General features: G+C 70.9%; 17 protein-coding genes. 5 read left to right on the top strand and 12 right to left on the bottom strand.

The annotated features are described in order from the left end of the window. Nucleotides 1-3: 3 nt before the first annotated feature. From ACG83_RS20550 to ACG83_RS20495, 12 genes are all read right to left on the bottom strand, one after another. On the bottom strand, nucleotides 4-969 hold the full coding sequence (locus tag ACG83_RS20550; protein ID WP_054567791.1) for a beta-ketoacyl-ACP synthase 3: 966 nt from the start codon (nucleotides 967-969) through the stop codon (nucleotides 4-6). Nucleotides 970-1,153: 184 nt separating this feature from the next. Next, entirely contained in the window at nucleotides 1,154-2,113 is a 960-nt protein-coding gene (locus tag ACG83_RS20545; RefSeq protein ID WP_054567968.1) for a D-alanine--D-alanine ligase, read from the bottom strand. Between the two features lie 11 nt (nucleotides 2,114-2,124). Then, on the bottom strand, nucleotides 2,125-3,327 hold the full coding sequence (locus ACG83_RS20540) for a PLP-dependent aminotransferase family protein (RefSeq protein WP_054567790.1): 1,203 nt from the start codon (nucleotides 3,325-3,327) through the stop codon (nucleotides 2,125-2,127). Between the two features lie 326 nt (nucleotides 3,328-3,653). Beyond that, nucleotides 3,654-4,574: a TIGR03619 family F420-dependent LLM class oxidoreductase gene (locus ACG83_RS20535; protein ID WP_054567789.1), complete on the bottom strand. Its 921-nt coding sequence runs from the start codon at nucleotides 4,572-4,574 to the stop codon at nucleotides 3,654-3,656. A gap of 243 nt (nucleotides 4,575-4,817) precedes the next feature. After that, nucleotides 4,818-5,720 (bottom strand): LLM class F420-dependent oxidoreductase, encoded by a 903-nt coding sequence (locus ACG83_RS20530; RefSeq protein ID WP_054567967.1) that lies wholly within the window; start codon nucleotides 5,718-5,720, stop codon nucleotides 4,818-4,820. Between the two features lie 82 nt (nucleotides 5,721-5,802). Further along, nucleotides 5,803-6,516, bottom strand: a complete 714-nt coding sequence (locus tag ACG83_RS20525) for a 3'(2'),5'-bisphosphate nucleotidase CysQ (RefSeq protein WP_054567966.1) — start codon at nucleotides 6,514-6,516, stop codon at nucleotides 5,803-5,805. 95 nt (nucleotides 6,517-6,611) lie between these two features. Next, the gene (cysN, locus tag ACG83_RS20520) at nucleotides 6,612-8,546 is read right to left on the bottom strand and encodes a sulfate adenylyltransferase subunit CysN (RefSeq protein ID WP_054567788.1); all 1,935 of its coding nucleotides are present in this window, start codon (nucleotides 8,544-8,546) and stop codon (nucleotides 6,612-6,614) included. Continuing rightward, nucleotides 8,546-9,475, bottom strand: coding sequence for a sulfate adenylyltransferase subunit CysD (gene cysD, locus ACG83_RS20515; RefSeq protein WP_054567965.1), 930 nt, complete (start codon nucleotides 9,473-9,475; stop codon nucleotides 8,546-8,548). The genes cysN and cysD overlap by 1 nt, the downstream gene beginning before the upstream one ends. Further along, nucleotides 9,472-10,521 carry a hypothetical protein gene (locus tag ACG83_RS20510; RefSeq protein ID WP_054567787.1) on the bottom strand — a complete coding sequence of 350 codons (1,050 nt, stop codon included), beginning with the start codon at nucleotides 10,519-10,521 and terminating at the stop codon, nucleotides 9,472-9,474. Before ACG83_RS20510 ends, cysD begins: the two co-directional genes overlap by 4 nt. Beyond that, nucleotides 10,511-11,704, bottom strand: coding sequence for a sulfotransferase (locus tag ACG83_RS20505; protein ID WP_054567964.1), 1,194 nt, complete (start codon nucleotides 11,702-11,704; stop codon nucleotides 10,511-10,513). Before ACG83_RS20505 ends, ACG83_RS20510 begins: the two co-directional genes overlap by 11 nt. A gap of 97 nt (nucleotides 11,705-11,801) precedes the next feature. After that, complete coding sequence (locus ACG83_RS20500; protein ID WP_054567786.1) at nucleotides 11,802-12,575, bottom strand: SDR family NAD(P)-dependent oxidoreductase; 774 nt, start codon at nucleotides 12,573-12,575, stop codon at nucleotides 11,802-11,804. A gap of 10 nt (nucleotides 12,576-12,585) precedes the next feature. Continuing rightward, on the bottom strand, nucleotides 12,586-13,458 hold the full coding sequence (locus ACG83_RS20495; RefSeq protein WP_054567785.1) for an SDR family NAD(P)-dependent oxidoreductase: 873 nt from the start codon (nucleotides 13,456-13,458) through the stop codon (nucleotides 12,586-12,588). Nucleotides 13,459-14,060: 602 nt separating this feature from the next. Here ACG83_RS20495 and ACG83_RS20490 point away from each other — a divergent pair. The 5 genes from ACG83_RS20490 (at nucleotide 14,061) to ACG83_RS20470 (ending at nucleotide 19,954) form a co-directional block, all read left to right on the top strand. Then, a complete protein-coding gene (locus tag ACG83_RS20490; RefSeq protein ID WP_054567784.1) occupies nucleotides 14,061-14,870 on the top strand; it encodes an enoyl-CoA hydratase/isomerase family protein in 810 nt (269 codons plus the stop codon). Nucleotides 14,871-14,951: 81 nt separating this feature from the next. Next, the gene (locus ACG83_RS20485; RefSeq protein ID WP_152991456.1) at nucleotides 14,952-15,770 is read left to right on the top strand and encodes an enoyl-CoA hydratase/isomerase family protein; all 819 of its coding nucleotides are present in this window, start codon (nucleotides 14,952-14,954) and stop codon (nucleotides 15,768-15,770) included. Then, nucleotides 15,767-16,546 carry a hypothetical protein gene (locus ACG83_RS20480; RefSeq protein WP_235498050.1) on the top strand — a complete coding sequence of 260 codons (780 nt, stop codon included), beginning with the start codon at nucleotides 15,767-15,769 and terminating at the stop codon, nucleotides 16,544-16,546. The genes ACG83_RS20485 and ACG83_RS20480 overlap by 4 nt, the downstream gene beginning before the upstream one ends. Further along, entirely contained in the window at nucleotides 16,543-18,225 is a 1,683-nt protein-coding gene (locus tag ACG83_RS20475; RefSeq protein ID WP_054567781.1) for a class I adenylate-forming enzyme family protein, read from the top strand. The genes ACG83_RS20480 and ACG83_RS20475 overlap by 4 nt, the downstream gene beginning before the upstream one ends. Nucleotides 18,226-18,334: 109 nt before the next feature. Further along, a complete protein-coding gene (locus tag ACG83_RS20470) occupies nucleotides 18,335-19,954 on the top strand; it encodes a class I adenylate-forming enzyme family protein (protein ID WP_369812905.1) in 1,620 nt (539 codons plus the stop codon). Nucleotides 19,955-19,960: the final 6 nt, after the last annotated feature.

Genomic DNA, 19,960 nt, shown 5'->3' with positions numbered 1-19,960 from the left:
CTGTCAGGGCACGCGGACGACCTGGGCGGCCCAGCTCAGCCCGGCGCCGAAGCCGACCAGCAGCGCCAGGTCTCCCGCGGCGACCGCGCGCTGGCGGCGCAGCCCGTGCAGCGCGAGTGGGATGGACGCGGCCGAGGTGTTCCCGCAGTCGGCGCCGTCGCGGGCGACCACGGCCGAGGTCGCGCCGATCTTGGCCGCGACGGCGTCCACGATGCGCAGGTTGGCCTGGTGCGGGACGAAGGCGGCCAGATCGGCCGGCGAGATCCCGGCCCGCGCACAGGCGGCGAGCGCGACGTCGAGGGCGGTGGAGACGGCCCACCGGAAGACCGCCTGGCCCTCCATCCGCAGCCGACCGGTGGTCTCGTCGATCCGGATGAGCGACGACTGGGAGCCGTCGTGGCCCCAGACGACCGGCCCGATCGCGTCGTCGCCGCCCGGGCCGATCACAGCTGCGCCGGCCCCGTCCCCGAAGATGATCGATGTGCCCAGGTCATCGGGGTCGACCCGCGCCGTCATCTTCTCGGACGCGACGACGACCACGTGGCGCGCCGAACCGGCCCGCACCGCGTCCGAGGCCGCCGCGACCGCGTAGCAGAAGCCGGCGCAGGCGGCGTTGAGGTCGAGGGCCCCCGCGTGCGGCGCGCCCAACGCGGCGGCGACCTCGGCGGCGACGCCGCCCGTCCCGTCGGTGCTGCAGGTCGCCGCGATGACGAGGTCGATCTCCGCCGCGGACACCTGGCTGTCGTGCACCGCCTCCTGCGCCGCCACGGTCGCCATGCTGTGCACGGTCTCGTCCGCCGCGGCGACCCGCCGGGTCGCGAAACCGGTGCGGGACTCGATCCACTGGGCCGTGCGGCCGAAGCGGTGGCCCAGCTCCTCGCTGGTGATCAGCTGTGCCGGGCGGTAGGCCCCGAGGCCCAGCAACCGGGTTCCGGCCGGCCGCGCCGCGTGCCTGACACCGTCCGCCATATGTCCCCCTCAAGATCCGCAATCTAGGCGGCCATAAAAATATAGGACGCCAAATAATCGCTGCTCGGGGGTTGGATTGGGTGGCTCTACGGGGTCGGTTCCGTACCTGTTGTGATCGTCGGTGCGGTCGGTGCGGTCGGTGCGGTCGGTGCGGTCGGTGCGGTCGGAGGACCGCGCCTGCCGGTCAGCGACGCCGGGACCGGTTCTGCGCGGCTGCCGCCAGGTCCCGGCACACCACCCCGAACTCAAGTCCGGCGGCTTCCAGACCCATCGGCCAGGTGCTGGTGTCGGTCATCCCCGGCGCCACGTTCACCTCCAGGAACCGCGGCACCCCGGCGGCGTCCACGATCAGGTCCGTGCGGGACAGGTCACGCAACCCGAGCGCCTGGTGTGCCGTGACGGCCGCTGCCGCTGCGGCGTCCAGCACCGCGGCGGGCAGCCGGGCCGGGGTGATGAACGTGGTGGCGCCCGGGGTATACCGCGCGGCGTAGTCGTACGGGCCGGTCACCGGCTCGATCTCGACCGCGGGCAGTGCGATCGGACCACTGCCGGTGTCCACGACACCGACGGCGATCTCAACGCCGGTGACGGCCTGCTCGATGAGCGCCCAGTCGTGATAGCCGAAGCAGGCCATCAGCGCCTCGGCGAGCTGCCCGGCCTCCTCGACCCGCCCGACTCCGAACGACGACCCGCCCGCGCGGGGCTTCACCACCAGCGGCAGGCCGAGCCGGCCCACAACACGGTCGATGAGCTGGGCCGCACCCAGATCGTGGAACGCCTCACGGGGCAGCGTGACGGCCCGCGGGGTGCTGATCCCGGACGCGGTCACGGTCGCCTTCGCGGCGGCCTTGTCGAACGCTGATCGGCACGCCGCCGGTTCCGCGCCGACGTACGGCAGACCGTACAGGTCGAGCACCTCGCGGATCGTGCCGTCCTCCCCGGAGGTTCCGTGCAGGACAGGGATCACGACCGCGGGCGGGTCCCCCGCGAGCGCGGTCAGGGTCGCGTCGTCGACGTCACGGAGTTCGGTGTCGACCCCGATGCGGCTCAGCGCCTCGTGGAGCCGGCTGCCTGAACTCAGTGAGACCTCCCGCTCGACGGACAGGCCTCCGGCGAGGACGAGCACACGTCCCAGGTCGGTCATCGTGGTGCCCTTCACTGGTCGTTGGGACGGCGGGGGGCGAACGTGTCGCGTAGGTCGAGCTCGGCGTGCAACACCCGGGCGAGCCGGCGCACGCCCTCACGGACCCGGTCCGGTGGCGGATAGCAGTAGGAGATCCGGATCGCGTTTCGGCCGGATCCATCCGCGTAGAAGCCGGTTCCGGGGACGTAGGCGACCCGGGCGGCGATCGCCCGGGGCAGCATCGCCTTCGCGTCGACGCCTTCCGGCAGCGTGAGCCAGATGAAGAACCCGCCGTCCGGCCGGGTCCAGGTGCTGTCGGCCGGCATGGTCTCGGCGAGGGTTTCGAGCATGGCGTCCCGGCGTTCCCGGTACATCTCCCGGAAGGCTTTGAGCTGCTCGGGCCACGGTTGGGTCGCCAGGTACTGCTCGACTGTGAGCTGGGTGAACATCGAGTGCGACAGAATCGCGGACTCCGCGGCGAGGACCAGGCGGGCCGCCACCGGAGGCGGCGCCAGCGCCCAGCCGACCCGCATCCCCGGCGCGAGCGTCTTCGAGAACGAGCCCAGGTAGACGACATCGTCGGGGGCGTCCGCGCGCATCGCGCGGATCGGATCGCCGTTGAACGAGAGCAGCCCGTACGGGTTGTCCTCGACCACCAGAACCCCGGCGCGCCGGCAGGCCTCGACCACCTCGCCACGGCGCGGGACCGTGAGGGTGACACCGCTCGGGTTCTGGAACGTCGGCACCGTGTAGAGCATCTTCACCCGGGAGCCTTCGGTGGCAAGCCGGGCCAGGGTCTCCCGGAGCGCCTCCGGGCTGAGCCCGTCGGCGTCCATCGGCACGTGCACGACCCGCGCCTGGTAGGCGGCGAATGTGTTGATCGCGGTGACGTACGTCGGGCCCTCGGTGAGGACGACGTCCCCGGGGTCGATGAACACCCTGGTGAGCAGGTCCAGCGCCTGCTGTGAGCCGACGGTCACCACCACGTTGTCCGGGTGGGCGTCCGTGATGCCCTCCATGGCCATCACGTCGCAGATCCGGGCCCGCAGCTGCGGGTCGCCCTGCGCCGAGCCGTACTGCAGCGCGACGGCCCCGCGCCGGGTGATCAGGTCTGACGTGGTGGCCGCGACCGCTTCGAGGGGGAGCGCGTCGACGGCGGGCATGCCACCGGCGAGGGACACGATCTCCGGCCGGCTCGCGACCGCGAACAGGGCCCGGACCTCGGAGGCGAGCATCCCGGATGCCCGGCTCGCGTAGGACCCCCACCAGCGATCGCGTGGGCCTGTGCTGTCTACCGGCTGTTGCGTGTCCATCCGTCTACCCCATCGTCGACGTCGGGGGGACCTTATCGCCCCGGCGCGCGCATGGCCCGCGAGTTCCGCCGGGGATGATCGTTAACCGACTGGGGGAGGCGGCCGGGTCGGATTGAGGACCGGGGGCGGCCCCGCACCCTGGGGCGGGAGCCGGTAGAGCTTCGGAGTCGACGGGGCCAATCCCTCGCTTCCTAGGTGCCGCGAGTAGGTCCGAGTTCCCCGACCGGCGCGTAGAAGTGCCTGCCACGTCAGCGAATCGCGGGCATGATCTCCTCGGCGACCCACTGGGTGTAGTCGTAGTACTCCTCGATGTGGTTGAGGCTGGGAACGGGCACCGAGCTCATGGTGACGCCGAGTTCCGAGAACCAGCCGAGGCGGTCGATGATCTCCTGCTTCGGCATTCCAGGCCGGGCGTGCGGGTCCTTCCTGACGGCATGGCCCTCGCCGATCCGGGCGGTGCCCAGGCCGTAGAACACCTCGGCCAGACGGCCGTTGTAGTCGGGCTGGGATCTGATGAAGTCGAGCCGGGCCGGAATGTCCTCGGGCCTGGTGAGGAACGGCCACCACCCGGACGAGTAGCGGGCGACCCGCCGCAGCGCCGGGTCGGCGTCACCGCCGAACCAGACCACCGGATGCGGCTTCTGGACGGGCTTCGGCTCGAAGGCGACATCCCGGAACGAGACGAACCGCCCCTCGAACTCCGGCGTGTCGCTGGTCCACAGCTCGATGATCGCTCGGATGTACTCCTCGGCCCGCGCACCGCGCTCGTGGAAGGGAACACCGAGGATGTCGAACTCCTCCTTGAGCCAGCCGACCGCGAACGTCACCGTGACCCGGCCGCTGGAAAGCCAGTCGATCGTGGAGATCGCCTTCGCGGTCACGATCGGGTTCTGCAACGGCAGGATCGAGATGCAGGAGTTGACCCGGATCTGCTCCGTCGCGCCCGCCCAGTAACCCATGGCCGGGAAGGCGCTGAAATAGTGCGGCCCCGACAGGTCGACATGTGCCCTGGGAATGATGTGGTGCTCGGGCACCGCGATCATGGCGTAGCCGAGCTTCTCCGCCCACCGTGCCAGTCGGGTCTGGTCGGCGCCGGTCACGGCTGCCTCCCACGGCTGGCAGGTGGCCTTCAGTCGCAACAGATGCGGCATGGCAAAGCCCAGTTTCACGTTCTCTCCTCGGTGGCCGGGTCGGAATCATCGACGGGCGTCGGCATGGTGTGCCGAAGCCAGGATGATTCGCCGGACCGAGGAACCGGGCTGCGGAGCGGCCGAGCGGAACTCGTCGGCCACTCCGAACAGCTGCCCGCTACTGGCCCAACTCCAGCACGATGGCGGACTCTAGCAGTGAGCTGCCTTTCATCGCAGCGAAATGGAGGTAAAGGCTCCGGTTGTCGGTCGTCTCGTGGGCTGTCAGAACAGGTAGGTGGCGCCGAAGGCCTCGAGGAACTCGACGGTGGCCTGGGCCGAGACCGACGGGCTGGAGATGACGACGGTGGTGACGCCGGCCTTCTCGATGTCGGCCAGGGCCGCGCGGTGCCGGTCGGCGTCGAGGGTGGGCGTGGCCATGGACCGGTCCTTGTAGGAGTACTGCACGTCGATCATGTCCGTGCGCCCGGCGGCCGCAGCGGCGTCACGGACCTCGCTGATGCGCTCGGCGAGGTCGGCCAGCGAGCCGATCGCGGCCGTGCGGACGGCGCTGCTGAGCTCCGGCGGCCCGATCAGCGGCATCCAGCCCTGCGCACGCTGGGCGACCCGGCGGCGGGTCAGCTTCGAGTTCCCGCCGATCCAGATCGGGATGGGTGCCTGGAGCGGCCGCGGCCGGGCGATGACGTTGCGAGCCTCGAAATGCACGCCCCGGTAGCTGAACGGTTCGCCGCTCCAGTGCAGCGGAAGGACGTCCAGCGCCTCGTCGAACAGGGTGTTGCGCTCCTCGAAGTCCACCCCGAGCGCGTGGAACTCGGATTTCATGTAACCGGTCCCGAGACCGAGCACCATGCGCCCGCCGGAGAGCTTGTCGACGGTCGCCGCGGCCTTCGCCAACAGGAACGGGTTCCGATACGGTGCGACGGTCAGGTTCGTGTGCAGCCGCAGCCGCTCGGTGGCAGCCGCCACGAATCCGAGTGCGACGAACGGGTCGAGGCTCTGATGGCCGCCGTTGTCGAGCCAGCGGGCGCCCGGGGCGGGATGCTCGCTGAGACAGAATCCGTGGAATCCGGCCTTCTCGGCCGCGGCCGCCACTTCCTGCAGCGAACCGGCGTCGAGCATGTCGCGCTCGGCTCCGTTCGTTTCCGGATAGTGGTAGATGAAGCGCAACACCACGTCACTTCCTGAGTTGTTTGGAATATTCGCGCACCGTCGGGAACCCGGCGGCCGGAGCCCGTTTCCCGCGGCGGGGTCAGAGGTTCCGGAGGGCGTCGAGAATGCGGTCGGCGAGCGCCGGACGGCAGATGAGAAGGTCCGGGAGATAGGGATTCGGCTGGTTGTAGCGCAGGGCGGCTCCGTCCAGCCGGGAGACGTGCAGGCCCGCGGCGGCGGCGACGGCGACGGGTGCGCAGGAGTCCCATTCGTACTGCCCGCCGGAATGGGCGTAGACATCGGCCTCGCCGCGGACGACCGCCATGGCCTTGGCGCCGGCGGAGCCCATCGGCACCAGTTCGGCGTCCAGTCGGCCGAGCAGCTGGTCGACGCAGGCCGGCGGGCGGGTCCGTGAGACGGCGAGCCGGATCGGCCCCGGCGGGCGGGGGGCCAGCGTCGGCGGTGCGCCGGTGTGCAGGACGAGACCGGCGGCGGGCAACGCGACGGCGCCCACCACCGGTTCGCCGCGCACGGCCAGAGCGACGTGGACGGCCCAGTCCTCGCGGGGCGGTTCGCCGTACTCGCGGGTGCCGTCGAGCGGGTCGATGACCCAGGCCCGCTCCCGGTCCAGGCGCGCCAGGTCGTCGGCGCTCTCCTCGGAGAGGACCGCGTCGTCGGGGCGTGCCGCTGCCAGCAGGTCCAGCAGCAGCTCGTTGGACTGCCGGTCGCCTTCCTGCCCGCCCTGGGAACGGATGGCGATCAGGTGGGCGCCGGCCCGCCCGGCGAGCCAGGCGGCGAGCGCGTGATCGTCCAGGCCGGCCGCACCCTCCGCGCTGGTCAGATCCTCCGCGCTGGTCAGATCCTTCGCGTTGCTCGGATCATCCGTTCCGGTCAGTTGGTTCATGCTGGTCACGGGGCCTGTTCGGCTGGTGCGACGAGAAGGCCGGCGTCCCGGAGGTACGCGACGACCTGCTCGGCGCTCTGGTCGGCGGGGGCGGCACCGGAGGCGTCGAGGTGGATCTCGGGGTGGATCGGCGCCTCGTACGGCGAGTCGATGCCGGTGAAGTTGGTCAGTTCGCCGCGGCGGGCCTTGGCATAGAGGCCCTTGCGGTCGCGGGCCTCGGCGACGTCCAACGGGGTGTCGACGAAGACCTCGACGAACTCGCCTTCGTCGAGGAGGTCGCGAGCGAGCTGGCGTTCGGCGCGGAACGGGGAGATGAACGCCGTCAGCACGATGAGACCGGCGTCGGCCATGAGTTTTGCGACTTCGGCGACGCGGCGGATGTTCTCGACGCGGTCGGCCTCGGTGAAGCCGAGGTCCTTGTTGAGGCCGTGGCGGATGTTGTCGCCGTCGAGCAGGTAGGTGTGGTGACCCTGGTCGTGGAGCCGTTTCTCGACGAGGTTCGCGATGGTCGACTTGCCGGCGCCGGACAGGCCGGTGAACCAGACGACGGCCGGGCGCTGGTCCTTTCGCCGGGCGCGGGCGGCCTTGTCGACCTCGACGGCCTGCCAGTGGATGTTGTGCGACCGGCGGAGCGCGAAGTGCAGGAGGCCGGCGGCGACGGTGGCGTGGGTGAAGCGGTCGATGAGAACGAATCCGCCGGTGTTCCGGTTGGCGGTGTAGGGGTCGAACGGGACGGGCCGGTCGAGGCTGAGGTTCGCGACGCCGATCTCGTTGAGCTCGAGGGTTTTCGTCGCGCTCTGTTCCAGGGTGTTGACGTTGACCTTGTACTTCGGCTGGGCGATGGTCGCGGTGACGGTGCGGGTGCCGAGTTTGAGCAGGTAGGGCCGGCCGGGCAGCATCGGTTCGCCCGCCATCCAGACGAGGTGGCACTCGAACTGGTCGGCGACCTCGGCGGGGTTGTCGGCGGCGGTGAGGACGTCGCCGCGGGAGATGTCGATCTCGTCGGCGAGGGTGAGGGTGACGGACTGCCCGGCGGTGGCGGCGGGCAGGTCGCCGTCCGCGGTGACGATGCGGGTGACGGTGCTTTCCCGGCCGGAGGGCAGGGCCCGGACCTTGTCGCCGGGGCGGATCACGCCGCCGGCGACCTGGCCGGAGAAGCCGCGGAAGTCCAGGTCGGGCCGGTTCACCCACTGCACCGGCAGCCGGAACGGCCCGGCGGAGGCAGCGTCGACGATCTGGACGGTCTCCAGGTGCCCGACGAGTGTCGGCCCTGTGTACCAGGGCGTGTTCGGCGAGGGCGCGGTGATGTTGTCGCCGCGCAGCGCCGAGAGCGGGATGGCGTGGATGGCGTCGCCTTCCAGCCCGATCCGCGCGGCGAAGGCCCGGTAGTCGGCCTCGATCGCGGCGAAGACGTCCTGCGAGTAGTCGACGAGGTCGAGTTTGTTCACCGCGAGGACGACGTTACGGATCCCGAGTAGTGACACCAGGTAGCTGTGTCGCCGGGTCTGGGTGAGGACCCCCTTGCGGGCGTCGATGAGAATGACCGCGAGCTGCGCCGTCGACGCGCCGGTGACCATGTTGCGTGTGTACTGCTCATGGCCCGGGGTGTCGGCGACGATGAACTTGCGTTTCTCGGTGGAGAAGAACCGGTAGGCCACGTCGATGGTGATGCCCTGTTCGCGCTCGGCTGCCAGGCCGTCGACGAGCAGCGCGAAGTCGAGGTCGCCGCCCTGGGTGCCCACCTTCTTCGAGTCGGATTCGAGGGCGGCGAGCTGGTCGGAGAAGACGAGTTTCGCGTCGTAGAGCAGCCGGCCGATCAGGGTGGACTTGCCGTCGTCGACGCTGCCGCAGGTGATGAACCGCAGCATCGACTTGTTCTCATGCCGGCGCAGGTATTCTTCGATGTCGTCGGCGACGAGATCGTCGGTCACGTGCGCCATCAGAAATACCCCTCGTGCTTCTTCTTCTCCATCGACCCGGACGAGTCGTGGTCGATGACCCGGCCCTGGCGTTCCGAGCTCGTCGTCAGCAGCATCTCCTGGATGATTTCCAGGAGTGTCGAGGCCTCCGACTCGACGGCGCCGGTCAGCGGGTAGCAGCCCAGTGTCCGGAAGCGGATCGAGCGCTGCTCGGGGACCTCGCCCGGGGCCAGCGGCATCCGGTCGTCATCCACCATGATCAGCGCGCCGTCGCGTTCGACGACGGGCCGTGGCGCGGCGAGGTAGAGCGGGACGATCGGGATGTTCTCCCGGTGGATGTAGAGCCAGATGTCCAGCTCGGTCCAGTTCGACAGGGGGAACACCCGGATCGACTGCCCCGGTGCCTTGCGGGTGTTGTAAAGACTCCACAGCTCCGGCCGCTGGTCCTTCGGGTCCCACCGGTGCGCCGCCGAGCGGATGGAGAAGACCCGTTCCTTGGCGCGGGACTTCTCCTCGTCGCGGCGTGCCCCGCCGAACGCGAGGTCGAACCCGTACTTGTCCAGAGCCTGTTTGAGGCCCTCGGTCTTCCAGATGTCGGTGTGCAGCGCGGAGCCGTGGTCGAACGGGTTGATGCCCCGCTGCACCGCGTCCGGGTTCTGGTGGACGACCAGATCCAGGCCCCGCTCGGCCACCAGCCGGTCACGGAACTCGTACATGGCCCGGAACTTCCACGTCGTGTCCACATGCAACAGCGGGAACGGCGGCTTCGACGGGTAGAAGGCCTTTATTGCCAGATGCAGCATGACCGAGCTGTCCTTGCCGACCGAGTAAAGCATCACCGGTCGTTCCGACTCGGCGGCGGCCTCCCGGAAGATCTGGATGCTCTCCGCCTCCAGGCGCTGCAGATGGCTCAGGTGACCCGCGGCCGGAGAACTGCCTCCCGCGCTCATGTCCACTCGATCAGTTCGCGCACGGTGGATCGCTCGAGCATGCCGTAGGTCTCCTCACCGTCCCAGGTGTAGCGGCATTCGCCCTGGAACAGCACCGGGAAGTTCGGCAGCTCCGGCCGGAAGGCCGTGTCATGCGTGGTCAGCGCGGTGACACCCTCGATGCGGGTGATTCCGAGCTCGGACTCGAACACCACCGGCACCGGGTCACCCGCCGGGACCAGCCTGCGCAGCCAGGGCGCCTCGACCACCCGGGCGGGAACGAGCTTCCCCTCGCCGAGATAGAGGTAGCCCTCGTTGAAGACGGGCCGGCCGTCCGGGTGCGGCGGGTAGGTGATGTAGCCGAACGCCTTCCCACTGGGGAACACCGCGGACTGCCAGGCGTGCCCGCGGAACTCCTCCAGATGCCGCACACCCTGCCGCTTGATCCGCAGGCCACTGCCGGTGAACGTGTGTGTCTCCCCGTCGACCTCGACGGTTCCGGCGGCGGTGAACAACTGCTCGATCCGCGGGCCGTGGCCCATCATGTCGCCGTCGCTGGTGTTGTGCAGCAGCGCGGCCGCGTCCGTCAGGAGCGCGCCCTGCTCCCACGGCGGCACGGCCATCGTGGTGCTCACCTCGACGCGGAGGTTGACCGTCGGTCCGGTCTGGTCGCCGTCGATGAGCCGCTGTGACGTGGTGGCGACGGCCGGACCGTCGTAGGTCACCCGCCACGTCCGGTACGGTTCGATCACCTCGAACGCGAGCCCGCCGGCGCCGAGAATCGCCGGCTCGCCGGCGGCGTTGAACGGTGAGTGCGGGGTGCCCTTGCCGCGCAGCCGGTAGACCCGGCCGTCCCTGAACACCAGGTTGAACGTGACGAGGTGTTCGTCCCAGTTCGCACCGACGGCCTCGATCCCGAACCGGGGCAGCCCGATCTCGCCCCTGTCGTCGGCGATCCAGAAGCTGGCCGAATCCCGCATCTGCGGATTGTCCGGCCGGGCCGGGAAGAAGTACTCCCGCTCGGCGGGCAGGCCGCCGGAGAAGGAAATCGACGGGTCAGTCGCCATGATGGCCGTGCCCTTCTGCGCCGCTGGTCGAGGTCTCGCGGGTGGTCCACTGCGCGGCCCGGGTGGTGTAGGCGGCGAACAGCGGTCGGATCTCGTCGATGTCGAGGCCGAAGGTGGCCGGGTCCGGGTGCACGTTGGCTTCGCGCTGCTGCGCGTTCTCCTCCCACCAGCGCCGCATTCCGGCTCCGAAGGCGGCGGTGACCGGCTCGCCCAGCCAGGTGTACAGCCCGGTCACCTCACCGATCGGATCACGCTGCATGGCCCGGAAGTCGATGTCGTAGAACCGGCCGTCGCCACCTTTGTCCCGGAACGCCAGCGCTCGCTCCATTCCCACCGACCAGTGCTCGACGTTGAGCGCGCCGAGGTAGGGCAGGTCGATGTCGTCGGAGTAGGAGCGGGCGACCGCGGCGTAGAGGTCCGCGACCGACACCATGACCTCGGCCGGATCCCGATGCGTCATGACGAAGCGGGCGTCCGGGAAGACCTCGGCGAGCTGGTCCAGGAAAAGAAGATGGGACGGGCACTTGAGTCGCCAGGGCTGGTTCGGGAAACCCCACTGCAGCAGTTTGAGGACGCGCAGCTCGTACCGGTACGTGGTGGTGAGGCCCGCGCTCTCGAGCAGCCATTTCGAATAGGTGGGGATGTGCGCGAAGGCCTGGAAGTAGTGCGCCTTGAAGTCGAGCGCCATCAGGCTCTGGCACTCGGTCGGCCCGGTGGCGCTGGCGGGCACGAGCCGGCCGCGGCGCGGCGACGTCTTCGTGCGGAACTCCACCTCCGTCCGGCCGCGGTCGATCCGGTCCTCGACGCCTTCGCCGACAGAAGGCGGTGGGCACGGAGCGTTGGCCTCCCACATGCGCAGCGAGCGGGCCTCGGGATCCTCGGCGAGCAGGAAGGAAAGGGCGGTCGAGCCGGTGCGCGGCAGCCCCAGGCCGATCAGCGGCGCGACGATCTGCTCGTCGTCGATCTCCGGATGGCGTCGGTACCAGTCCTCGACCTGCAGGCGCTGGGAGAGGAGACCGACGAGAAGCCCGCGCAGCGTCGCCTGCCCGGTGGCGTTCAGCCGCGCCTCGGTCCGCAGGGCGCGGGTGAGGATTTCCAGGCCTTCCTCGAAGGACCGCTCACCGAAGTCCTCGAGCCCGGTCGCCGCCCGGGCCGCGTCCATCAGCTCGTCAGGTAATGCCATGATCACTCCTTTGAGCACGCAGGTGGGCGCGCATGCCTGGGAAACCGTCCGCCTGCGGTCTGTCGGTCTGTCGGGTTGTTCCCCGGTCGCCCGCGGGTCAGTTGCGCATGTTGGCGCCGCCGTCGATCGCCCAGACCTGGCCGTTGATCCATTCGGCGTCGTCGGAGAGCAGGAACGCGACCACCGCGGCAAGGTCGCTCGGGCGGCCCAGCCGGGTCGTGGGAACCCGGTCGAGGAACATCTTCTGCAGGGCGATGTCGTTCTGCTGTTCCTGTAGCTCGCCCATGACCAGGCCGGGCATCACGCAGTTGCAGCGCACGCCCGCCCGGCCCCAGTTGGTCGCGATGTGCCGGGTGAGCGCGTTGACGGCCGACTTGGAGGCCCCGTACGCGGGCCGCTTGCCATCTGTGGCGCTGACGGACGCACCCGACGAGGTGTTGACGATGCTCCCGCCGCCGTTCGCGAGCAGGTGCGGAAGAACCGCGCGAGCCGTCCGGACGAAGCCGACCACGTTGACGTCGAGCGTGCGGGCCCACACGTCGAGGTCGGTGTCGAGCAGGGTCCGGTCCCGCCCGAGGTTGCCGGGGGAGAGGTCCGCGCCGACGTTGAACAGGCCGTCGACGGCACCGAAGCGTGCGATCGTCGCGTCGACCAGCGCCTGGACGGACTCCTCGTCGGCGAGGTCGAAGTGCACCGCGATCGCCTGGCCGCCGATCCTGGTGATCCGCTCGACGGTCGCCTGCGCGCCGGCGAGGTTGATGTCACCCACGACGACGCCCGCACCCTCCTCTCCCAGCCGCAGCGCCGCCCCGGCGCCGATACCGGTCGCCCCCCCCGCCACGATGAAGGACCTGTCTGAGAGTCCGCGCATGTCCGGCTCCTCATCCCATCCACTGGCCGCCGGCGACGTCGATGGTCTGCCCGCACATGTAGTTGGCGGCGTCCGAGGCGAGATAGGCCACCATGTTGGCGACCTCCTCCGGCAGGCAGACCCGTCCCAGCTGGACCTGGTTGACGATCGAGTTCAGCACCGCGGTGCGGCCCACCAGGTCCTGCTCGCTCTGCGGGTCGAGAACCCGCTGCCGCAGAGTCGGATTGATCATGATTCCGGGCGCCACGCCCAGAACGTTGACACCGCGCGGCGCGACCTCGTGCGCGAGGTTGCGGGTGAAGCCGATAACACCGGCCTTGGCCGCGCAGTAGACCGTCAGGCCCTTCTGCTGGATCCGCCCGCCGACCGCCCCGATGTTGAGGATCCGCCCCGATCCCTGCGGAAGCAGGTATTCCAGGGCGGCATGGGCGCCGTACATCATCATGGTCAGGCTTCCGAGTACCGTCTGGTCGATGTCCTCCTTGGTGTGCTTCTCGAACGGGCCACCGACGACCATCACGGGGTTGTTCACCATGATGTCCAGCCCGCCGAGTGCCTCGTGGCTTTCCCGCACCGCGCGGTGCACCTGATCCCAGTCCGACATGTCGGCGAGAACGGGGAATGCCTTCACACCCCACCGCTGCTCGATCTCCGCGGCCCGCTTCTCGACCTTCCAGAAAGTGCGCCCGACCAGCGCGACATCGGCCCCGAGGCCGGCCAGGCGATTCGCGATGGCCTGGCCCAGCCCGTCGCCGCCGGCCCCGGTGACGATCGCCTTTCTGCCGCTCAGGTCGAGCAGCTCGGAAACCCGCATTCCGATGGTGTGGGTGGGCAGGCGGTCAAGTCCCAGTTCCTGCGCCCAGTCACGGTCATCCGTTTCCATGAATCTCTCCGCTCTGCATTGGCGGTGGGTGTCGACCCTTTTCCGCCGTCGACTCGGACCCGCAGCGGCCCTGCCTGTGGACCGTGCGGCGCGGATGGCTCATTGCTTTCGGCGGTGCCGGCCGCCGCGAGGATTTCCTGATGCTAGGACGCTGCCGGCGACTGTGGCCAATACAACTTTCGGCGGCCAGCTATAACATCTCGGTATACCGCTCGCCTATCACGATTGCCGGGCCCCGGTAAAGGTGGCCGTCGGCAGGCCGAGCGGGGAATTTGCCCGAGATGCTTGTGCTGGCGAGGTCTGGCGCCGCACCGCTTCCGTGCGTGGATGTCGGGCAGCCCCGGACTCCCGCGCCGGAGCGCGTTGGGTGCGTAGGGTTGGGAGTGCGGTGTGATCCGGGCCGCCTGGCCAGTGGAGTCCGCGACCGCCGCGACCGCCGCGACCGGTTGAACGGTCGCGGTCCTGCACGGGGTGAATACCTCTAGACATTTCGAACGGTGCGGCCTAGGCTGCTCGCGACGCACGCCACCGCGCCACCGCCAGCCAGCACGGGGGCGGCGATGGTGCCGTGGGGTGTTCGAAGGCCTTGGAGGAGCGGATCGATGGTGGACATGCCTCCCGAGCCGGGAGTCGCCCTTGACCGTGACGGCTGCGTGCTGCGGATCGGCCTGGATCGCCCGCAGCGGCGCAACGCGCTCGACACGGTGGCGGTGCGGCGGATCATCGACGCCCTCGAGGAGGCCTCGACCGACGACACGCTGCGGGTGGTGCTGATCGAGACACGCGGCCCGCACTTCTGCTCCGGGGCGGACTGGGTCAGCTCCAACGCCGCCGGCGCCGCCCGGCCGCGCCCCGGCAGCGTGCAGCGCCGCACGGCACTGCAGGCACACCGCCTGATCCAGCTGGTGTCGGAAATACAGCTGCCGGTCGTCTGCGCGGTGCGCGGATATGCCGCGGGTCTCGGCTTCCAGCTCGCGCTCGCCGCGGACTTCACCGTGGCCGCCGAGGACAGCACGTTCTGGGAGCCCTTCCTGGCCCGTGGGTTCAGCCCGGACAGCGGCGCGACCTGGATGCTGCCCCGCCTCGTCGGGGTCGCGCGGGCCAAGGAGCTGCTGCTGCTCGGCCGGCGCCTGTCCGGTGCCGAGGCCGCCGGCTGGGGGCTGATCTACCAGGCGGTCCCCGACGCCGACCTCGACAAGGCGGCGGCGGCCCTGGTGGAGACGCTCGGCCAGGCGGCGACGGTCGCGGTCGGCCTCACGAAGCGGCTGGTCAACCGGGGCCTGGAGCTCGGGCTGACCGAGGCCATGCAGGACGAGGCGTTCGCCCTGGAGCTGGCCTCGCGCACCGCGGACTTCAAGGAAGGGCTGCTGGCGTTCAAGGAGCGCCGCCAGCCCGACTTCAGTGGGCGCTGAGCCGACCTCGTTGGACGCTGGCCCGGCCTCTGTGGGCGTCAGCCGGCGCGAGCACGTTTCCCGGTCAGTCAGGAGATCATGATGTCGACCTACTCGACCATCCGGTACGAGACGGGGCCCGACCGGGTCGCGACCATCACGCTGGACCGTCCGCAGGCGATGAACGCCTTCGACCGGCAGATGTGCGAGGAGATCCGGGACGTCTGGCAGCGGGTCAAGCTGGATCCGGCGGTGAACGCGGTGGTGCTGCGGGCGGCCGGCGACCGCGCGTTCAGCGCCGGGCTTGACGTGAAGAAGGCGTTCGGCCAGCCCGACGACGTGTGGAACCACGAGGACCCGGGCGAGATGCTCAGCCCGAAGTGGCAGAAGTGCTGGAAGCCCGTGGTGTGTGCGGTGCAGGGCATCTGCACGGCCGGCGCGTTCTATTTCCTGAACGAGGCCGACGTGGTGATCTGCTCGAGCGAGGCGACCTTCTTCGACTCGCATGTCACCCACGGCCGGGTGTGCGCGGTCGAGCCGATCGGCCTGATGCGCAGGATCGGCCTCGGGGAGACGCTGCGCATCGCGCTGATGGGCAACGACGAGCGGGTGTCCGCCGAGACCGCGCTGCGGATCGGCCTGGTGACCGAGGTCGTCGAGCGGGCGCGGCTGTGGGACCGGGCCCATGAGATCGCGGCGGGGATCGCCCGGCATCCGTCCACGGCGACGCAGGGCACCGTGCGGGCGATCTGGGAGTCGCTGGACCGCCCGTACCGCGCGGCGATGGAACAGTCGTTGATCTACACCCGGCTCGGCAACGCGGCCGGGATGGCCGAGGCGGAGGCGGCGGCCAAGGCGGCCGCCGCGGCGGCCGACGCGGCCGGCACCCCGGCGCCTCGCCCGGCATGGAAACTGCGATGACGTCGCAGGTACCGGCACCTGCGACGGCACTTCCCGCGCCCGCGCCCGCTCTGGCGCCCGCGCCGGCACCCGCATCGGCGCCGGTGGAGCCCTGGGTGTTCGGTGTCGCGCCGCTCGCGCAGACCGCCGAGGCCGCCGCCCGGCTGCGGCGGGTGACCAGCCTGGTGCTCGCGCTCGAACACGAGGATCCGGCGGTCGACACCCTGCTGACCGCGCTCGAGGAGGCGGAGCGCAGCCTCGAGCCCCACAGCCCGGCGGGCGGGCCGCCGCGCGTCGGCACCGCTGACGCCGGTGCGGCCCCCGCGACCGCCGAGGCCGGCAGTGCCGAGAACGCGGGGGAGGGGCTGAGCGGCCGGGTCTACCTCGACCACTCGCGGAACATCGGCGCCTTCAACCCGATGTTCCCCGAGTACGAGCTGACGGTCGCGGGCGACCACGCCGAGGGCACGGTCACCTTCCCGATCGCCTACGAAGGGCCGCCGGGCCTGGTCCACGGTGGTTTCCTCGCGCTGTTCTTCGACGCCGTGATCCAGCATCACAACTGTGACCTGGGGCTGGCGGGGAAGACAGCGGGCCTGTCGCTGCGCTACCGGCGGCCCACTCCGCTGCTCACCGAGCTGAGCTTCGTCCTGAGCCGGTCGGCCGACGGGCCGAGGATCTCCTCGACCGGTCAGCTGTTCGCCGGGGATCGCCTGCTGTGCGAAGCGGCGATGGACGCGGTGAAGGGCGATCGATCCCGGTTGCCGGCGGTGTCGCCGCGGCGGGCGTCATCATGATCGCTACGGCCGTCGACGCCGGCGACGGTCCTGCGCTGACTGTCCCGGCGCTGCTGCGCGAGCAGGCCGCGCGCCACGGGACGCGGGCGCTCCTGCGCTGCGACGACGACGTGCTCACCTATGCCGAGGCCGAGCGGCGCTCGGGTGAGCTCGCCCGTGGCCTGCTGGCGCTGGGCGTGGGCAGCGGCACGCACATCGGGCTGCTGTACCCGAACGGGAGCGACTTCGTCGTCGGCTGGCTGGCCGCGGCGCGGATCGGTGCGGTGACGGTGCCGCTGAGCACCTTCTCGACCGGCGCCGAGCTGGGCGGCCTGCTGCGCCGCGCCGATGTCGGGGTGCTGCTGAGCGCCACCTCCTACCGTGGCCACGACTACGTGGCGGCGCTGCGGGCCGCCGTGCCCGAGATCGCGCAGGCCCCACCGCCGATGTTCGCGCCGTCGATGCCGGTGTTACGCCAGGTCCTCTTCGGGCCCACCGCCGACGGTGCCAAGGGCTCCGGGGACGCCGAGGAAGCCGGGGACGCCGGGGATGTCGCGGGTGTCGACCCGGCCTGGACGGTGTCGGCCCTGCTGGCGCGGGGCGCCGAGGTCGGCGTGGACGTCCTGACGGCCGCCGAGGACGGTGTGCGGGCGAGCGACCGGATGGTCATCGTGCACACGTCCGGGTCGACGAGCGCGCCGAAGGGCGTGATCCACACCCACGGCGCCCTGATCCGGCACCTGGCCAACCTGAACGAGATCCGTCGGTACACCCCGGACGACGTGCTGTTCTCGAACTCGCCGTTCTTCTGGATCGGCGGCTTCGCCTACGCGCTGCTGGGCACGTTGCTCGCCGGCGGACGTCTGGTCTGCTCGAACGCGACGGCGGCCGCGGACGTCCTGGACGTGCTGGAGCGTGAGCGCCCGACGATGGTCAACGGATACGCCCAGTCGGTGGCACAGCTGCCCGCCGATCCGACGTTCGCCCGCCGGGACCTGTCGTCCATCCGGCGCGGAAACCTGTACTCGATCATGCCGGCGGACGTCCGGCCGGCTGATCCGCAGCTGCGGCACCAGATGCTCGGGATGACCGAGGCCGGCTCCGTCTGCCTGGTCAGCGAGGACGAGGGCGACCAGCCCGAGCATCGGCGCGGCTCGTTCGGCCAGCCGGCACCCGGCTTCGCGGCCCGGATCGTCGACCCGGCCGACGGGCGTGTGCTGGGCCCGGGCGAGGTGGGGGAGCTGTGGCTGCGGGGCCCGTTCCTGATGGAGGGCTACCACGGGCGGGAGCGGCACGACGTGTTCGACGCCGACGGCTGGTATCACTGCGGTGACCTCTTCCGCGCCGACGCCGACGGGTACCTGTACTTCCAGGGCCGTGACGGCGACGTCATCAAGACGGGCGGGGCTAACGTGTCGCCGGTCGAGGTCGAGGCGACGATCCGGGACGTCGCCGGGCTGACCGCGCACGTGGTCGGTCTGCCCGACCAGGCCCGAGGCCAGATCGTCGCGGCGGCCGTGCGGGTGCCCGCGGGTCGCAGCGTCGACGCCGACCAGCTGCGCCGGCAGCTTGCCGAGCAGCTCTCCGCCTACAAGGTGCCGCGGCGGATCATGCTGCTGGCGGAGCACGAGGTACCGACCATGTCCAGCGGGAAGATCGACGTCCCGGCGCTCAGGGAGCTGCTCAGTGCCGCAGGTTGAGTCAGTGCCGCAGGTTGAGTCCGTGCCGCAGGTTGAGACCGAAGCTGAGACCGTGGGTGAGGCCGTGGTCGAGACCGGGCCCGCCGGTGACGGTGGCCGGGACGGCGTGGTGCTGCCGGCGGAGCTGACCATTCCGGCGCTGCTCGCGCTCCGGCGCCGGCTCGACGGCCCGGTCCAGGCGCTCGTGAACGACGACGAGGCGGTCACCTTCACCGAGCTGGACGACGCCAGCCGGGAGCTCGCCGCGGGCCTCGTCGGCGCGGGTGTCAGCAAAGGCAGCCGGGTCGGGCTGGTGATGGCGAACGGCATCGAATGGGCGACGGTGGCGCTCGCGGTGATGCGGGTCGGCGCCGTGCTCGTCCCGCTCAGCACCCTGCTGCGGCCGCCCGAGCTGCTCGCGCAGCTGCGCGTCGCCGCGGTGACCGAGCTGGTCGTGGTGCCGCGGCTGCGCGGCCGCGACTACCTCGCTGAGCTGGAGACGGTCGCGCCCGGGCTGGTCGCCGAGGCCCGCGCCGGGCGCCGGCACGCGGCGGTCCCGTCGCTGCGCCGGATCTGGCGCTCGGACGAGCTTCCCGACGCGACCAGCGCGACCGTGCCATCGGCTGTGCTGCTCGACGTCGTCGGCGGTCTGGAGCACGCCGTCCGTCCCGCCGACGACCTGGTGGTGCTGTTCACCTCCGGGAGCCGGTCCACGCCGAAGGGTGTCGTGCACACCCATGGCAACGGCCTGCGGGCGGTCGCGGCGAGCCTGGACTGCCGGCGGATCGGGCGTGGTGAGCGCCTGTACATCCCGATGCCGTTCTTCTGGACGGGCGGGTTCGGTGGTGGGCTGCTCTCGGCGTTGGTCGCCGGTGCGACCCTGCTCGCGGAGGCGGTCCCCGAACCCGCGCGGACGCTGGCGTTCCTGGAGCGGGAGCGGGTGACGCTGTTCCGCGGCTGGCCGGATCAGGCGGCCCGGCTCGCGGCGCATCCGGCGTTCGCGGCCACCGACCTGTCGGCGTTGCGCCCCGCGAGCCTTCCCGCGGTGCTGCCGGCGGCGTCCCGGCCGGCGCCGGGGGCGCGGGCGAACCTGTTCGGGATGACGGAGACGTTCGGGCCCTACTGCGGTTCGCGGCTGGACACCGACCTGCCGCCGGACAAGCACGGCAGCTGCGGCCAGCCGTTCGCCGGTGTGGAGGTCCGCATCGTCGATCCGGACACCGGGGCGGCGGTCGCGCCCGGCGGCGAGGGGGAGATCCGGCTGCGCGGGCCGAACGTCATGCGCGGCATCATCGGCCGCTCCCACGGTGAGGTGTTCGACGCCGACGGCTTCTACCGGACCGCTGACCGCGGTGCGCTCGACGCCGACGGCTACCTCTGGTACCGGGGCCGCCTGGACGACATGTTCAAGGTCAGCGGCGCGACCGTGTACCCGATGGAGGTCGAGGCGGCCCTGCGCGCACTGCCCGGTGTCGCCGACGCCTACGTCACCGACCTGCCCGCGGCAGACCCGGGTGGAGCGGGTGGAGCGGGTGCGCGGCAGGTCGCGGCGGTCGTCGTCAGCTCCGCGCACGACCCGGACCAGCTGACCGAGCAGGCCCGGGCCCGGCTGAGCAGCTTCAAGGTCCCGACCCGCTGGCTCGTCCTGGGTGACCCGCACCGTGTGCCGCGGCTGGCCAGCGGGAAGGTCGACATCAACGCGCTGCGCCTGCTGCTCACCGAGGAGGGCGTGGCCGGCCCCCGGAGGTGACGTCGC

The organism is Frankia sp. R43, from assembly GCF_001306465.1.
GTDB classification, from domain to species: domain Bacteria; phylum Actinomycetota; class Actinomycetes; order Frankiales; family Frankiaceae; genus Parafrankia; species Parafrankia irregularis.
The sequence above is the reverse complement of the archived record's forward strand: the minus strand, read 5'-3'. Positions and strand labels throughout refer to the sequence as shown.

What these genes read in the sequence shown, in the direction of transcription:
- ACG83_RS20550 (WP_054567791.1), bottom strand. Translation starts at nt 969, where the DNA reads ATGGCGGACGGTGTCAGGCACGCGGCGCGGCCGGCCGGAACCCGGTTG.
- ACG83_RS20545 (WP_054567968.1), bottom strand. Translation starts at nt 2,113, where the DNA reads ATGACCGACCTGGGACGTGTGCTCGTCCTCGCCGGAGGCCTGTCCGTC.
- ACG83_RS20540 (WP_054567790.1), bottom strand. Translation starts at nt 3,327, where the DNA reads ATGCTCGCCTCCGAGGTCCGGGCCCTGTTCGCGGTCGCGAGCCGGCCG.
- cysN (WP_054567788.1), bottom strand. Translation starts at nt 8,546, where the DNA reads ATGGCGCACGTGACCGACGATCTCGTCGCCGACGACATCGAAGAATAC.
- cysD (WP_054567965.1), bottom strand. Translation starts at nt 9,475, where the DNA reads ATGAGCGCGGGAGGCAGTTCTCCGGCCGCGGGTCACCTGAGCCATCTG.
- ACG83_RS20510 (WP_054567787.1), bottom strand. Translation starts at nt 10,521, where the DNA reads ATGGCGACTGACCCGTCGATTTCCTTCTCCGGCGGCCTGCCCGCCGAG.
- ACG83_RS20505 (WP_054567964.1), bottom strand. Translation starts at nt 11,704, where the DNA reads ATGGCATTACCTGACGAGCTGATGGACGCGGCCCGGGCGGCGACCGGG.
- ACG83_RS20500 (WP_054567786.1), bottom strand. Translation starts at nt 12,575, where the DNA reads ATGCGCGGACTCTCAGACAGGTCCTTCATCGTGGCGGGGGGGGCGACC.
- ACG83_RS20495 (WP_054567785.1), bottom strand. Translation starts at nt 13,458, where the DNA reads ATGGAAACGGATGACCGTGACTGGGCGCAGGAACTGGGACTTGACCGC.
- ACG83_RS20490 (WP_054567784.1), top strand. Translation starts at nt 14,061, where the DNA reads ATGGTGGACATGCCTCCCGAGCCGGGAGTCGCCCTTGACCGTGACGGC.
- ACG83_RS20485 (WP_152991456.1), top strand. Translation starts at nt 14,952, where the DNA reads ATGTCGACCTACTCGACCATCCGGTACGAGACGGGGCCCGACCGGGTC.
- ACG83_RS20480 (WP_235498050.1), top strand. Translation starts at nt 15,767, where the DNA reads ATGACGTCGCAGGTACCGGCACCTGCGACGGCACTTCCCGCGCCCGCG.
- ACG83_RS20475 (WP_054567781.1), top strand. Translation starts at nt 16,543, where the DNA reads ATGATCGCTACGGCCGTCGACGCCGGCGACGGTCCTGCGCTGACTGTC.